A 15,226-nucleotide genomic window follows, 5' to 3' on the forward strand; every position below is an offset into this window, starting at 1 on the left:
CACACACGATTCGTCACCTTGCTACTCCACTGCTGCATCGGATCCACGGTCAAACCCGAACTCTGTTCTGTTGGCTGGCATTATCAGCTAAACCGTTTTAGCCAACCAACAGATCTCGGCACCGGCTGCCATTTTTGTGATCGGGATAACGAACTAGAACCAGGTTTCCATCTGTACGCCAAAGTTCCACTCGCCACCGGCGGTGAAGTTGCTCTGGCCCATGGCATCGTCGCTGGCGTAATTGTCGAGCTCGGAGGACCAGTCCATCCAGCTGGCGAACACCCTAAGCTCGGGACGTTCAAAGAAACCGGCGGTCTGCGCCTTGAAGGTGGGGGCGAAGGTGAGCTTGGTGAAGTTGCCGTTCACCGCCTGGCGTCCCTTGTAACCCTTGGGGTCGAGATCCATGTACTGCCAAGCCGCCTCGTAGACCAGCTCGACGTTCTGGCTCAGCACCTGCGCCACCCGGGTATTGAAGGTAAGCCAGCGGTACTCGTCCCCTTTCACGTAGCGATCCTGACTCTGCTCGGCCAGCAGGGCCGGGGCAAAACGCCAGCGCGAGTTGAGATCGGTGGCGCCAAACACGGCGACCCGCACTGCATCGGCGTCCGGCAGCAGTTCGCTGTCAGAGCCCAGCCCCTTGACCTCGGCCCCCAACCCATGACCGTACAGCACCGCTGCCTTGGCAAACCCGGGGTTGATGCCAAAGAAGCTCTCGCCGTGGTAGGCCAGCAGGGTGTGTGCCCCCTTGTCCGCCGCCTCGATGCCCGCCCCCTTGTCCTTGATGCGGGCGTCATTGTCCTTGGCCGAGAAACCGTTCACCATCCACTGCCAGTTGCCGACGCGGTTGTTCATGGTGAGGATGTAGCTCTCGATATCGGAGAGACCGCTGGCGCTGATGTCGCCGTAATCGCGGCCATAGAGAGAGAAGTTGGCCTTCCAGCTGTCGGCCAGCTGCACGTCGTAGACGCCGCCGCCGGTACCGGCCAGGAACACCACGTCGGAATCGAGCCAGTGGATGTCGAAGTTGTCGCGGTCAAAACGCTTGCCCGCCCACAGCACCGCATTCTTGAAAGGGCCGTCGAAGCTCGCCAGATTACCGATCTCGGCAAACACCTGACGGGTATTGAGGCTCGAATCGCTGGCGGTCCAGTCGTTGCTGGTCTCCACCCCGTCTGCCAGCATCAGCTTGTAGCGGGCCCAGCTGCCATCCTCGAAGGTCTGGGTTTTCAGCAGGTTGGCCTCCATATAGGTGTCATCCTCGTTGCCAAGACGACCGACAGCCCCGCCCACCGAACCGGCCGAGGTGATGTAGGGGCCGCCGCGCCCGCCATTGCCATTGCTGTTTACCAACAGGCCCGAGCGGGCATAGCCGTGAAACTCGAAGCCCTGGGCACCTGCTGTCTTCTCATCCACCTTCTGGCTGCGGTTGTTAGCCACCTGCGCCTGCTCGCTGGCGGCGCTCGCTTTCACTTCCGCCTGACTGGCACGGCTCTCTGCCGCCTCGGCTCTCGCTTCGGCCGCCTGTACCCGCGCCTCCAGCGCAGCCAGTCTGGCCTCGACACTTTCACCTGCGATACTCGCCTGCGCCGCCCACAGCGGGCTGCTCATCCCCAGTCCCAGCGCTACCGCCAGCGCCAACTTGCTCTTGAACATCATCATCTTCCTCACCTGTCATCTGTGGCCCGGACGGGCGCTGTTGTTATCGACAGCCAGAGCATAGCTAAACCGATTTAGCTAGCTCAATACAGCAACTAAACCGTTTCAGCAACAGTGTGAGCGGGATAACATTTGTACAGCAGGAATTGGCGGGAGTTGTGAGGAGGATCCCTCATCAGGATCCACTCAATAGGGCGGATCCTGGCGAAATGGCGGGCAAAAATAGAGCCGGCACAAGGCCGGCTCTGTTTATTCGGGTCGCTGAAATCAGCTGGTCAGATCGTCGAAGAAGCGTTTCACCCCTTCGAAGAAGCCTTCCGATTTCGGCTTGTGGGTCTTGGCAGCGGCGCCGCTGAAGGATTCGTCCAGCTGGCGCAGCAGCTCTTTCTGCTGCTCGGTGAGGTTGACCGGAGTCTCGATCACCACCTTGCACATCAGATCCCCTACCTGGCCGGAGCGTACTGACTTCACGCCCTTGCCGCGCATGCGGAACATCTTGCCGGTCTGGGTCTCCGGAGTGACCTTGAGCTTGACGCGGCCATCCAGGGTCGGCACTTCAATCTCGCCACCTAGGGCAGCTGCGGTGAAGCTGATGGGCACTTCGCAGTAGAGGTTGTTGCCGTCACGCACGAAAATTTCGTGCTCTTTGACGTGCACCTGTACGTAGAGATCCCCTGCCGGAGCTCCCGCTTCCCCCGCTTCCCCTTCGCCGGAGAGACGGATGCGATCGCCGGTATCGACGCCCGCCGGAATTTTCACCGACAGGGTCTTGGTGCGCTGGTAGCGACCTTCACCGTGACACTTGCGGCACGGATCCTTGATGATCTTGCCGCGACCGTGACAGTGCGGACACGCCTGCTGCACCGCAAAGAAGCCCTGACGCATCTGCACCTGGCCGGAGCCGTGGCAGGTCGGGCAGGTCTGGGCACTGCTGCCGGTGTGGGCACCGGAGCCGTTACAGACTTCGCAGTGAACCAGGGTCGGCACCTTGATCTCCTTGGAGACCCCGCGCACCGCCTCTTCCAGCGTCAGCTCCATGGTGTAACGCAAGTCGGAGCCTCGGGCCGGGCCACGACGGGCACCACCACGGCCACCGCCGAAGATGTCACCGAATACGTCACCAAACATGTCGGCGAAGTCGGCACCGCCGCCAAAGCCACCGTGGCCACCGCCACCCTGGCTCGGGTCGACACCGGCATGGCCGTACTGGTCGTAACGGGCACGCAGGTTGGCATCGGTCAGGACCTCGTAGGCTTCCTTGACCTCTTTGAACTTCTCTTCGGATGCGGCATCACCCTGGTTACGATCCGGGTGATACTTCATGGCCAGGCGCTTGTACGCCTTTTTGATCTCGCGATCGTCGGCATCTTTCGCCACACCCAGTACTTCGTAGAAATCGCGCTTCGACATACTCATCCTGTGGTTACGCAGACGGGCGTTGGTTACCCAACGCCCGTGAATTCATTGACCAAGCCGATGGGCGAAGCGGACTTCGCCCATCTGGGTAGGGCTTACTTCTTGTCGTCTTTCACTTCTTCGAACTCGGCGTCGACTACGTCGTCGTCAGCCTTGGCAGAAGAGGAGGACTGACCGGCATCAGCACCGGCTGCACCCTGGGCCTGAGCCTGCTGCTGGGCAATTTCCATCAGCTTCTGGGACGCTTCCAGCAGAGCCTGCTGTTTGGCTTCGATGGCAGCCTTGTCGTCACCCTTGATGGCCGCTTCCAGCTCGCTCAGAGCGGCTTCGATCTTGGTCTTGTCGTCGGCAGGCAGGGCTTCACCGGCTTCGGTGATCTGCTTGCGTACGGAGTGGACCAGACCATCAGCCTGGTTGCGAGCCTGTACCAGCTCTTCAAACTTCTTGTCCTCGGCCGCGTTGGCTTCGGCTTCGCGTACCATGCGCTCGATCTCGTCATCAGACAGACCAGAGGAGGCCTGGATGGTGATCTTCTGCTCTTTGTTGGTCTCTTTGTCTTTCGCAGAGACGTGCAGGATACCGTTGGCATCGATGTCGAAGGTAACTTCGATCTGCGGCAGACCACGCGGTGCCGGACGGATGCCTTCCAGGTTGAACTGGCCCAAAGACTTGTTGTCGCTGGCGCGCTTGCGCTCACCCTGCAGCACGTGAATGGTCACGGCAGACTGGTTGTCTTCGGCAGTGGAGAACACCTGGGACTTCTTGGTCGGAATGGTGGTGTTCTTCTCGATCAGCGCAGTCATCACGCTGCCCATGGTTTCGATACCCAAGGAGAGCGGGGTAACGTCCAGCAGCAGTACGTCGGTCTTGTCACCGGACAGTACGGCGCCCTGGATGGCAGCACCCATGGCCACGGCTTCGTCCGGGTTGACGTCTTTACGCGGCTCTTTGCCAAAGAACTCGGCAACGGTCTTCTGAACCAGCGGCATACGGGTCTGACCACCAACCAGGATCACGTCGTCGATCTCGCCAACTGCCAGACCGGAGTCTTTCAGGGCGACACGAACAGGCTCCAGAGAGTCCTTCACCATGTCTTCCACCAGGGATTCCAGCTTGGCGCGGGTCACCTTGATGTTCATGTGCTTCGGACCGGTGGCATCTGCAGTGATGTACGGCAGGTTGACGTCGGTCTGCTGGGCAGAAGAGAGCTCGATTTTGGCTTTCTCGGCGGCATCTTTCAGACGCTGCAGAGCCAGCTGGTCGTTGCGCAGGTCGATGCCCTGCTCACGCTTGAACTCGTCTACCAGATAGTTGATGACGCGGTTGTCGAAGTCTTCACCACCCAGGTGGGTATTACCGTTGGTCGCCAGTACTTCGAAGGTGGTTTCGCCTTCCACTTCGTCAATCTCGATGATGGAGATATCGAAAGTACCGCCACCCAGGTCATATACGGCAACCTTGCGCTCGCCCTTGACCTTGTTCACGCCGTAAGCGAATGCAGCAGCAGTCGGTTCGTTGATGATGCGTTTTACATCCAGACCGGCGATGCGACCGGCATCCTTGGTAGCCTGACGCTGGGCGTCGTTGAAGTAGGCCGGAACAGTGATAACGGCTTCGGTTACCGGCTCGCCCAGGTAATCTTCGGCGGTCTTCTTCATCTTCTTCAGCACTTCGGCAGAGATCTGCGGCGGTGCCATTTTCTTGCCCTTGACTTCAACCCAGGCGTCGCCGTTGTCAGCTTTGGCGATGGCGTACGGCATGATTTTCAGGTCACGCTGCACTTCTTCATCTTCAAAACGACGACCAATCAGACGCTTGATGGCGAACAGGGTGTTTTTCGGGTTGGTGATGGCCTGACGCTTGGCCGGCTGACCAACCAGGATCTCGCCATCATCGGCATAGGCAATGATGGACGGAGTAGTACGATCGCCTTCTGCGTTCTCGATCACGCGAGCAGTGTCGCCATCCAGAATAGCGACGCAGGAGTTGGTAGTACCCAGGTCAATACCGATGATTTTACCCATTTGACGAATCTCCAAATACTTTGAATAAACTGGCGAGGAACTCGCCTTAATGCGTTAACGGCTAGGTGGGGGCTGCCAATCTGGCTTTCAAGCTCCCGGCATCAAATTTTTTGTGCCGCCGCGGCCTTGCTACCTATATGGGGTCGCCAGACGCAGCTTCAAGCCCCAACCCTAAAAAACCACACCCTTTGTCATGGTTGCGCGGTCACGTTGAGCCGTAAAACCGGGCAAGATGAACAGGTGCTGCACTGCGAAACAAAAAGCCCGCCACAGGGCGGGCTCGGGCCCCCACAGCCAATCAGTCGACCGCTTTGGCGATCATCACCATGGCAGGACGGATCACCCGACCGTTGAGGTCATAGCCCTTCTGCATCACTGCAATGACGGTGTTCGGGGCCACATCGGCACTCGGCACCATGCTCATCGCCTGATGGGCATTGGGGTCAAACGGCTGGTTGATCGGGTCGAGCGCCACCAGACCAAACTTGGCCACGCCGCTCTGCATGGATTTCAGGGTCAGCTCGACACCTTCGATCATCGGCTTAAGGGCTTCGTTCTCCTTGTCGGCCAGTTCGATGGCACGCTCAAGGTTGTCCAGCACCGGCAGCAGTTCATTGGCGAACTTCTCCAGAGCGAATTTGTGCGCCTTCTCCACATCCAGCTCGGTACGACGGCGCAGGTTCTCCATCTCGGCGGCGGTACGCAGGGCGCGTTCACGCTCTTCCGCCGCTTTTTGGATGGCGGTTTCCAGCTGCGCTTCCAGTTCGGCAATGCGGGCCTGCTCGGCTGTCACTTCACTGTCTACATCGGTCGGCTCGACTGGCTGGGCTTCCACTTGCTCCATCGCTTCAACCTTTTGCTCTTCGTGGTTCATGACATCTCCAATTCCGGGGTTACTTATGAGGGCCCTGACGTCAGGTTGAGCGACCGGACGACAACAGACCGACTATGTTGGCGCTATTATGGGGATGCATCCCCGGCTTTCAAGGGGTAAAAGGCCAATCAGGGTGGATGATCTGCCGCAAGCAGCTGTTTCTTGGCGTTGCCGCTCACCCTTTAGCCAGCTGACTCAAGGGGATAGCCGCCCCCGTCACACGGGAGAGCGTCACAAGCGGGGCAAAGCACTGTATACTGGCCCGCAATACTCATCCCAGACCCGACAGACTATGGATTCTCCGTTCAAAACCATCGCCCTGATTGGCAAACCCCACCATGAGGGGGCCAACCAGACGCTGACCGGCCTGCATCAATACCTGACCGCCCGCGGCTTTCGGGTACTGGTGGAGAGCCGGGTCGCCCAGACCCTGAGCATCCTCGATGAAAACGTGATGGATCTGGTGCAGCTGGGCCAGCAGGCCGATCTCGCCATCGTGGTGGGCGGCGACGGCAACATGCTGGGGGCGGCGCGGGTACTATCGCGCTTCGATGTGGCGGTGATCGGGGTAAACCGGGGCAACCTCGGCTTTCTGACCGATCTCTCGCCGCAGGATTATCTGCTGCCGCTGGAGCAGGTGCTTTCCGGTCACTACAAGAGCGAACACCGCTTCCTGCTGGAAGCCTCGGTCTATCGCCACGGCGAGCGCAAGTCGAGCAATCTGGCGGTCAACGAGGCGGTACTACACCCGGGCAAGATCGCCCATATGATCGAGTTCGAGGTCTATATCGATGGCAGCTTTATGTATAGCCAGCGCTCGGACGGCATCATTGTCGCCACCCCGACCGGCTCGACCGCCTACTCCCTGTCGGCAGGTGGCGCCATCCTCACCCCCAAACTCAACGCCATCACGCTGGTGCCCATGTTCCCGCACACCCTGAGCAGTCGCCCCATCGTGCTCGATGCCGACAGCGAAGTGCGGCTGCTGGTCTCACCAGACAATCAGGACGATGCCATGCAGGTCAGCTGTGATGGCCAGGTGACGCTGGCGGTCCACCCGGGGGACGAGATCCTCATCAAGAAGAGCCACCACCAGCTTCATCTGGTTCACCCGCTCGACTACAGCTACTTCCACGTGCTGCGCAACAAGCTCGGCTGGGGCAGCAAGCTGTTTTAATCGGCGCTGACCGACAACGGCATTGCCAGAGAGGGCGCCTGAATTGGCGCCTTTCTCTGTTTTCTGTCGTGGCAACGCCCCCAGCACTTCATATCCGTACTGCGTACCAATAGTCAGTCCCGCATTCTCATAGCCATAGCGCACTGGCGCGGCTTTCCTTTGTTAAAAATGGCGGCGCCCTCTTTACTGTATATAAGACCAGCATATACTGGATGTATACACAGTAATATTGACCTATACAGGATGAGACCATGCTGACCCAGCTGACCGTCAACAACTTCGCCATCGTCAAGTTTCTCGAACTCGATCTACAACCGGGCATGACCTGCATCACAGGTGAGACCGGTGCCGGTAAATCCATCGCCATCGACGCTCTCGGTCTCTGCCTCGGAGAGCGGGCCGAAGCCGGCATGGTGCGACCCGATAGCGACAAAAGCGAGGTCAGCGCCCGCTTCCAGCTGGACAACAACCCGGCCGCCCGCGCCTGGCTCGCCACCAACGAACTGGAAAACGAAGGTGAGTGTATCGTCCGGCGAGTCATCTCCGCCGAGGGGCGCTCACGCAGCTATATCAACGGCGTGCCCGTCCCCCTCACCCAGCTCAAGAATCTGGGCCAGCTGCTGGTCAACGTGCATGGTCAGCATGCCCACCAGATGCTGCTCAAACCCGATTACCAGCTCGCTCTGCTCGACGGTTATGCCGGTCACCATCTGCTGCTCGATGAGGTGCGCCAGCACTATCAGCAGTGGCGTCAACTACAAAACGAGCTGAACCGGCTCAAGGCCGAGCAGCAGCAGCGGGAAGCCCGCCGCCAGCTGATCGAGTATCAGGTACAGGAGCTGGACGAATTCGCCCTACAACCGGGGGAGTTTGAAGAGATAGAAGAGGAGCACCAGCGTCTCGCCAACGGCACCGAGCTGATGCAAGAGTGCGGGGCTTGCCTCGATCTGCTCTATGACAACGAAGAGACCACTATCGCTGGCCTGCTGCAATCAGCCGTCGATCGGGCAGAGGGGCTGGTCAGCATGGACAACCGCCTCACCCCGGTACTGGAGATGCTGAACGAAGCACTGATCGGGGTGCAGGAGAGCCACAGCGAGCTGCGCAGCTACCTCGACCGACTGGAGCTGGATCCCGAACGTTTCAACGAGCTGGAAGCCCGCCTCTCCAAGGCGATCAATCTGGCCCGCAAGCACCACGTCAAACCGGCTGATCTGGCCCAACACCATCAGGAGCTTGCCTCGGATCTCGCCCGCCTCAACTCTGACGAAGAGCGGTTAGAGGGGATGGAAGATGAACTGGCCGAGGCCCGTCAGGCGTTTGTCCAGGCCGCCGAAGCCCTGAGTCAGAGCCGTCAGCGTTATGCCGAGGAGCTGGGCGCCAAGGTGACCAGCAGCATGCACGAACTGGCGATGCCTGATGGCCATTTCGCCATCGAGGTGCGCCCCGACGCCCAGAGCAGCCTCTCTCCGCTGGGTATAGATCGGGTGGAGTTTATGGTCACCACCAACCCGGGCCAACCCATTCAGCCACTTGGCAAGGTGGCCTCAGGCGGTGAACTGTCACGTATCAGCCTCGCCATCGTGGTGATCAGCGCCCGCAAGGTCTCAACCCCGACTCTGATTTTCGACGAAGTGGATGTGGGGATCAGCGGCCCGACTGCCGCCGTGGTGGGTCGCCTGCTGCGCCAGCTCGGCGAGTCCACTCAGGTGATGGTGGTCACTCACTTGCCTCAGGTGGCAGGCAACGGCCACCAGCATATGGTGGTGAGCAAGCATACCGATGGCAAAACCACCGAAACCCGGATGGATGCGCTCGACCAGAATGCCCGTCTCAATGAGCTGGCACGCCTGCTCGGTGGCGACCAGATCACCGACAACACCCTGGCCAATGCTCGCGAGCTGCTGCGCCGTTGAATCAGGCCAAAACGCCGATTTGCAGGATGGCGACTGACAGGGCTGACAGAACATGCTGACTGCGCAGGCACGGACGAGTGCCATAGCCTGCACAGTCAGCAATAGCCAATAGCCAATAGCCAATAGCCAATAGCCAACTGTGAGCACCGAACTCGCGTCAGGATTACCGACTCAGATCAATAAAATGGCGAGTTAGGCGAAGCTGGCAGCAACATGGGCGTGGATCCGGTTGCCTTCATGTGGCGGATTTCGCATAGTGTTGCCCCCCTTTATGGGTATCCAATTGTGAGGCTTTGTCTATGATCCACGTTTTTGGTCACAAGAATCCTGATAGCGACAGTATCTGCAGTGCGCTGGTTATCACCGACTGGCTCAATGGCCAGGGCCGTCAGGCCACCCCATGGCGTCTGGGTGACCTGCGCACCGAAACCCGTTTTATTCTGGAGCAGGCTGGCGTCAGCGAACCCGAGTTGCTGACCAAAGATCTGACCGGTGAAGATGTCTGGCTGGTGGATTTCAGTGATCTGGAACAGGGCCCCGCCACACTGGCACAAGCCAATGTATTGGGTCTGGTGGATCACCACCGTCTCGGTACCCTGGTCACCCAGTCTCCGCTGGATGCCTGGATCCGGGCCGTCGGCTGCACCTGCACCATCGCCTTCGATCTGCTGAGCCAGCAAGGCACCGTGACCCGCAGCCAGGCTCGCCTGATGCTGGGCGCCATAATGAGCGACACCCTCTGTCTCACCTCGCCGACCACCACCGAGCAGGACAAGATCGCTTGTGAGCGTCTGGCACCGCTGGCCGAAGTATCGCTGGCCGAGTTCGGTCAACAGCTGCTGATGGCAAAAACCGACCTGAGCGGCCTCACTCCTGCGCAGTTGCTGCAGCAGGATGAGAAAGCATTCCAGGCCGAAGGTCTGAACTTCATCATGAGCCAGATCGAAGTGGGCAGCGAACAGCAACTGGCCGAGCACCTGCCAGCCCTGCAGCAGGAGATGGCCCAGCGCGTGACGAGCGAAGGGCTCGACTTCTTCGTGTTGATGGTGACTGACCTGACTGCGGCTGCCAGCCGTATCTACTTTACCGAGCACGCCAAAGTACCGGCCGAGTCCAGCTACCACCCGGGCTTTGTCAGCCGCAAGAAGCAGGGTCTGCCCTGGGTGATGGATCTGCTGGCCAAGGCCTGATCCTCCCTCTCCATAACCTATTCCAAAGCCCTGCCTCTGCGCAGGGCTTTTTCATCGCTATCGCCAGCCGCACACCCCATCCTCTTGCTGACCATCTTGCTCACCACTGCGGTCTCTCGCTTACTCCTTTCACGGCTTATTGACAGTTAACGCCATAACTTTGCTTACATATTTGCGGCTGTTATTTATCGGGGCTTTGCTGCAGGATAATCGCCGCGCACAACCTTTTCCGTTTCCATTCAGGTGATCGATGAACATAACCCCCAAGCAGAGAACCCTGGCCATCACCATGCTGATCGCCGTGGTGCTCCTCGGCTGGCTGCTCTGGCCCAGTCAACCACCCAAGGCGATGCTGACCGCTCAGGTGACCCGCGAGGATATCGCCCAGACCGTACTGGCCAGTGGCGTGCTGCAGGCCGTGGAGCAGGTGGATGTGGGGGCTCAGGTCTCCGGTCAGGTTACCAAGCTGGCCGTCGAGGCAGGTGATCAGGTCAAGCAGGGAGACCTGCTGGCCGAGATCGATCCCCTGATTGCCCAGAACAACCTCAAGACGGCCGAGGCAGAGCTTGCCAGCAACCGCGCCCAGCTCAAGATCAAGCAGGCGCAACTCAAACAGAACGAGCTCGCCTGGCGGCGCCAGCAGCAGATGTTCAAGCAGGAGGCGAGCTCACGGGCCGATCTGGAGAGTGCCGAGGCACTGCTGGCGGTCACCCGCGCCGAACTGCAAAATAGCCAGGCCAATATCGACAACGCCCTGATCAAGGTTGATCGGGCCAAGACCGAGCTGGGCTACACCAAAATCCTGGCGCCGATGGATGGCACCGTTATCAGCATTGTGACCCGTCAGGGCCAGACCCTGGCTGCCAGCCAGACGGTGCCGACCGTGCTAAAGCTGGCCAACCTCGAGACCATGACGGTCAAGGCGCAGATCTCCGAAGCTGATGTCACCAAGGTCAAAGCCGGCATGCCGGTCTACTTCACCCTGATCGGCGATCCGGATACCCGCTATCAGGGTACGCTTCGCGCTGTGGAGTTAGCGCCTACCAACATCAACGATCAGGCCACCACTGGCACTACCACCAACAATGCGGCCGTTTACTACTACGCCCTGTTCGATGTGCCCAATCCCGACCATACCTTGCGGGTTGCAATGACCACCCAGGTGACCATAGTGCTCGGCGAGCGCAAGCAGGTGCTCACTGTGCCGCAAACTGCCCTCGGCAAGTCGCTGGGTGATAACGAGTATGAAGTCACCGTGGTCAAGGACGATGAAACAACCGAAACCCGCCATATCAAGACCGGCATGAAGGACGAGATCCGTATTGAGGTGATCAGCGGGCTGGCCGAGAAGGAGGAGGTGCAGCTCAATCACGGTACCCCCGCCGACAATGATGAGATGGCGGTGATGCTATGAGTGAGCCCCTGAACCAGCTGCCGTTGATCCAGCTGAACGGGGTCGAGCGACGCTACCAGAGCGGCGACAGCGAAGTCACCGTGCTCCACCCTCTTGACCTCACCATCACGGCAGGAGAGATGATCGCCATTGTCGGCGCGTCCGGCTCTGGCAAGTCGACCCTGATGAACCTGCTGGGTTGTCTCGATAGCCCGAGCAGCGGCCAGTATCTGTTTCGCGGTCAGGACACCGCCACCATGGATGCGTTGGCACTGGCCCGCCTGCGCTGCCACCACTTCGGCTTTATCTTTCAGCGCTACCACCTGCTGCCCCATCTCGATGCCGCCGCCAACGTGGAGATCCCTGCTGTCTATGCCGGCACCAGCCGCCCGGATCGCCAGGCACGTGCGCGTCAGCTACTGAGCAGACTGGGGCTGGCCGATCGCAGTCACCACACCCCGGGTCAGCTCTCCGGCGGTCAGCAGCAGCGGGTCAGTATCGCCCGGGCGCTGGCCAATGGCGGCGAAGTGATCCTCGCCGATGAACCGACCGGCGCACTGGATAGCCAGAGCGGCAAGGAGGTGATGGCGATCCTCAAGGAGCTGCACGCTCAGGGCCACACCATCATTCTGGTCACCCACGATATGAACGTGGCCAGCCATGCCGACCGTATCATCACTCTCAAAGATGGTCGGATTGAACAAGATAGCGGCCCCTGCCAAACGGCCGTGTTGGCTCCAGCCACCGCCACAACCACAGCCCCTCAAAAAATAGTGCCCACTACTAAAGGTGCCATGGGCCACGACTGGGATCGCTATCGGGAAGCGGGACGGATGGCGATGCATGCCATGCTCGCCCACCGGATGCGCACCTTCCTCACCATGCTCGGCATCATCATCGGCATCGCCGCCGTGGTGAGTGTGGTGGCGCTGGGGCAAGGAGCGCGCGCCAAGGTAATCGACCAGATCAATGCGATGGGCACCAACACCATCGAAATCTTCCCGGGCAAGGGGTGGGGTGATGAGAAGATGGCCAGCATCCAGACCCTCAACAAGGGGGATCTCGATGCCCTACTGGGGCAACCCTATCTTGCGGGCGCCAGCCCCGAGATTGGCAGCTCCGGCCAGTTGCGCTATCGCAACAAGACCAACAGCGGCAGTGTGACCGGGGTCGGCAACGACTATTTCAAGGTGAAGGGGATGACGCTGGTCAGTGGTCGCTTACTGGAGTGGCAAGATATCCAGCAGCGTGCCGCCGTCGCCGTGGTGGACAAGAAGAGCATCACCAGTCTGCTTGGCCAGGATGATCCGGTCGGCAAGGTGGTACTGGTCGGCACCCTGCCGGTGCGGATTGTCGGGGTGGTCTCGCAGGAGACCGGTTTTGGCCCCACCAGCCAGTCGGTCAATATCTGGCTGCCCTACAGCGCGGTGATGAGTCGCCTCATCTCGCAACACCACTTCAGCCAGATCACCATCCGGGTCAAGGACGGGGTACAACCGGCACTGGCCGAGCAGGCGGTGATCGAGCTGATCACCAAGCGCCATGGGGTGAAGGATTTCTTCACCTTCAGTAGTGACAGCATCATCAAATCGGTAGAGAAAACCACCGCCACCATGACTCTGATGGTCTCGGCCATCGCGGTGATCTCGCTGATCGTCGGCGGGGTGGGCGTGATGAACATCATGCTGGTGTCGGTGGTCGAGCGCACCCGCGAGATCGGCATTCGCATGGCCGTGGGCGCCCGCCAGTCAGATATTCTGCAGCAATTCCTGATTGAGGCTGTGATGGTGAGCCTGCTGGGGGGGATATTCGGCGTCGGTCTCTCGCTGGGCATTGGGGCGCTCTTTTCACTGCTGGTGGACTCCATCAAGATGCAGTTCTCGCTCTTCTCCATCCTGATGGCCTTTGGCTGCTCGTCACTCATCGGGATCCTGTTTGGTTACCTGCCGGCACGCAATGCGGCGCGGCTTGACCCTGTTGTCGCACTGGCGAGGGAATAACAATGCACAAACTCTCCTGGCTGGCTCTCTGCATGGCCCTCAGCGGCTGCAGTCAGCACAGCACCTATCAAAGACCCGAGCTGGCGATCGCCCCCACATGGCAACAAGCAGAGGGCGCCCAACTGGCTACGCAGGCTAGCCCCTGGTGGCGTGAATTTCATGATCCCCAGCTCGACAAACTGGTCGATGCGGTACTGGCCGCCAACCCGGACATGCGTGTAGCGGCCCTCAAGCTAAAAAGCGCCCGACTGGGCGCCGAGCAGGCCGATACCAACCTCACCCCCTCGGTCAATGGCTCCATAGGCGCAACTGGCAACAAGGACCTGAAAAGTGGCAAAGGCACCAACAGTCTTGGCCCCTCGCTGAGCCTCAGTTACGAAGTGGATTTGTGGGGCAAACTCGCTTCGGTGCGGGATCAGGCAAGCTGGGAGGCGGCGGCGAGCGAGCAGGATCTCGCCAGCACCCGACTGCTGCTGATCGGCAATACCCTAGAGCAGTATTGGCAGCTCGGCTATCTCGGCTCTGCCATCATCCTTGGGGAACAGCAGCTGGCCAACCTGACGCGCACCGAGCAGCTGACTCAGACCAAATACCAAGCAGGCGCCATCACCCGGCTCGATCTGGCGCAGGCACGCCAGCAACTGGCAGGCAAACAGGCCGAGCTGGCCTCCCTCAAGGCGCAGCAGGAGCAGGCTCGCAATGCCCTGCGTCTGTTGCTGGGCCGCAACAGCGGACCGCTGGAGTATGCACCCGCGTCCCTTGCAAACCAGACCATTCCTGAACTTGCGGTGGGTATCCCGGCCGATGTGCTGGCCCGCCGCCCCGACGTCAAAGCGGCCGAATTGCGGCTGCGCAAGACGCTGGCAAAAGGGGATGAGATCAGCACCAGCTTCTACCCCAGCCTGACCCTGACCGGCAGTGCCAGCACCGCATCCGATCGACTGGCGCAGGTGCTGCAAAATCCGGTCGGTACGCTGGGAGCCAGCCTCGCCCTCCCCTTCCTCGAATACAACCGTACACAGCTCACCATCGAAAGCTCCGAGCTGGATTACCAGATCGCCGAAACCGAGTTTCGCAAACAGCTCTACACCGCACTGGTGGAGGTGGAAGACAATCTGGCCGCCCGCCACTATGGCCAGCAGCGACTCGATTATCTGCAGGAGCAGCTGAGTTATGCCCAGGAAGCCGAACGACTGGCCAAGGCTCGCTTCCAGGCGGGGGCGACCGGCGTGCAGGCCTGGCTCGATGAGCAGAACCGACTGTGGGATGCCCAGCAGAGCCTGCTGGCACAGCAAAAAGAGCAGCTCACCACCACTGCCAAAATCTATCGCGCCCTGGGTGGCAACGATAGCGTGGCGCCCCGATAACACTTCACCCGGCCTTTCCCCACTCTGCCAGCAGAGTGGGAAATATCATCGCCATCCACCATACAGGCCTCATCTCTCACAGTGCAGCCGATATCGATTGCTCATCATCAAGGGCAGTTATGGCCACGCAGCCAATTACACGCATCGGCGACCCTGAATATTCCGGCCATACCTTGCGGCGATCTCTGTACCTCACGCTCCCTGACCAGAGAT

General features: G+C 60.0%; 10 protein-coding genes. 6 read left to right on the forward strand and 4 right to left on the reverse strand.

Annotation, left to right across the window (positions count from 1 at the left end; all coding sequences use genetic code 11):
- Window positions 1-153: 153 nt before the first annotated feature.
- The 4 genes from DBR30_RS09055 to grpE all read right to left on the reverse strand — a co-directional run bounded on the left by DBR30_RS09055 (window position 154) and on the right by grpE (window position 5,970).
- The gene (locus DBR30_RS09055) at window positions 154-1,659 is read right to left on the reverse strand and encodes a carbohydrate porin (RefSeq protein WP_108542648.1); all 1,506 of its coding nucleotides are present in this window, start codon (window positions 1,657-1,659) and stop codon (window positions 154-156) included.
- Window positions 1,660-1,923: 264 nt separating this feature from the next.
- Window positions 1,924-3,066 (reverse strand): molecular chaperone DnaJ, encoded by a 1,143-nt coding sequence (dnaJ, locus tag DBR30_RS09060; protein WP_005338032.1) that lies wholly within the window; start codon window positions 3,064-3,066, stop codon window positions 1,924-1,926.
- A gap of 101 nt (window positions 3,067-3,167) precedes the next feature.
- The gene (gene dnaK / locus DBR30_RS09065) at window positions 3,168-5,096 is read right to left on the reverse strand and encodes a molecular chaperone DnaK (protein ID WP_005338034.1); all 1,929 of its coding nucleotides are present in this window, start codon (window positions 5,094-5,096) and stop codon (window positions 3,168-3,170) included.
- 298 nt (window positions 5,097-5,394) lie between these two features.
- Window positions 5,395-5,970: a nucleotide exchange factor GrpE gene (gene grpE / locus DBR30_RS09070; protein ID WP_005338036.1), complete on the reverse strand. Its 576-nt coding sequence runs from the start codon at window positions 5,968-5,970 to the stop codon at window positions 5,395-5,397.
- Window positions 5,971-6,262: 292 nt separating this feature from the next.
- Here grpE and nadK point away from each other — a divergent pair, with 292 nt between their 5' ends.
- The 6 genes from nadK (at window position 6,263) to DBR30_RS09100 (ending at window position 15,013) form a co-directional block, all read left to right on the forward strand.
- Window positions 6,263-7,147: an NAD(+) kinase gene (nadK, locus tag DBR30_RS09075; protein ID WP_005338038.1), complete on the forward strand. Its 885-nt coding sequence runs from the start codon at window positions 6,263-6,265 to the stop codon at window positions 7,145-7,147.
- Window positions 7,148-7,398: 251 nt separating this feature from the next.
- Window positions 7,399-9,063, forward strand: a complete 1,665-nt coding sequence (recN, locus tag DBR30_RS09080; RefSeq protein WP_108542650.1) for a DNA repair protein RecN — start codon at window positions 7,399-7,401, stop codon at window positions 9,061-9,063.
- 299 nt (window positions 9,064-9,362) lie between these two features.
- A complete protein-coding gene (locus tag DBR30_RS09085) occupies window positions 9,363-10,253 on the forward strand; it encodes a manganese-dependent inorganic pyrophosphatase (protein WP_100654150.1) in 891 nt (296 codons plus the stop codon).
- A 250-nt stretch (window positions 10,254-10,503) separates the two neighbouring features.
- Window positions 10,504-11,667, forward strand: a complete 1,164-nt coding sequence (gene macA / locus DBR30_RS09090) for a macrolide transporter subunit MacA (RefSeq protein ID WP_108542651.1) — start codon at window positions 10,504-10,506, stop codon at window positions 11,665-11,667.
- A complete protein-coding gene (locus tag DBR30_RS09095; protein ID WP_108542652.1) occupies window positions 11,664-13,646 on the forward strand; it encodes a MacB family efflux pump subunit in 1,983 nt (660 codons plus the stop codon). The genes macA and DBR30_RS09095 overlap by 4 nt, the downstream gene beginning before the upstream one ends.
- Before the next feature lie 2 nt (window positions 13,647-13,648).
- The gene (locus tag DBR30_RS09100; protein WP_108542653.1) at window positions 13,649-15,013 is read left to right on the forward strand and encodes an efflux transporter outer membrane subunit; all 1,365 of its coding nucleotides are present in this window, start codon (window positions 13,649-13,651) and stop codon (window positions 15,011-15,013) included.
- Window positions 15,014-15,226 lie beyond the last annotated feature (213 nt).

Source organism: Aeromonas sp. HMWF017, from assembly GCF_003061465.1.
Lineage (GTDB): Bacteria > Pseudomonadota > Gammaproteobacteria > Enterobacterales > Aeromonadaceae > Aeromonas > Aeromonas veronii.

Excerpts from the sequence above, each read along its gene's own strand:
- DBR30_RS09085 (WP_100654150.1), top strand. The coding sequence starts at position 9,363 with ATGATCCACGTTTTTGGTCACAAGAATCCTGATAGCGACAGTATCTGC.
- DBR30_RS09100 (WP_108542653.1), top strand. The coding sequence starts at position 13,649 with ATGCACAAACTCTCCTGGCTGGCTCTCTGCATGGCCCTCAGCGGCTGC.
- macA (WP_108542651.1), top strand. The coding sequence starts at position 10,504 with ATGAACATAACCCCCAAGCAGAGAACCCTGGCCATCACCATGCTGATC.
- recN (WP_108542650.1), top strand. The coding sequence starts at position 7,399 with ATGCTGACCCAGCTGACCGTCAACAACTTCGCCATCGTCAAGTTTCTC.
- dnaK (WP_005338034.1), bottom strand. The coding sequence starts at position 5,096 with ATGGGTAAAATCATCGGTATTGACCTGGGTACTACCAACTCCTGCGTC.
- DBR30_RS09095 (WP_108542652.1), top strand. The coding sequence starts at position 11,664 with ATGAGTGAGCCCCTGAACCAGCTGCCGTTGATCCAGCTGAACGGGGTC.
- grpE (WP_005338036.1), bottom strand. The coding sequence starts at position 5,970 with ATGAACCACGAAGAGCAAAAGGTTGAAGCGATGGAGCAAGTGGAAGCC.
- nadK (WP_005338038.1), top strand. The coding sequence starts at position 6,263 with ATGGATTCTCCGTTCAAAACCATCGCCCTGATTGGCAAACCCCACCAT.
- DBR30_RS09055 (WP_108542648.1), bottom strand. The coding sequence starts at position 1,659 with ATGATGATGTTCAAGAGCAAGTTGGCGCTGGCGGTAGCGCTGGGACTG.
- dnaJ (WP_005338032.1), bottom strand. The coding sequence starts at position 3,066 with ATGTCGAAGCGCGATTTCTACGAAGTACTGGGTGTGGCGAAAGATGCC.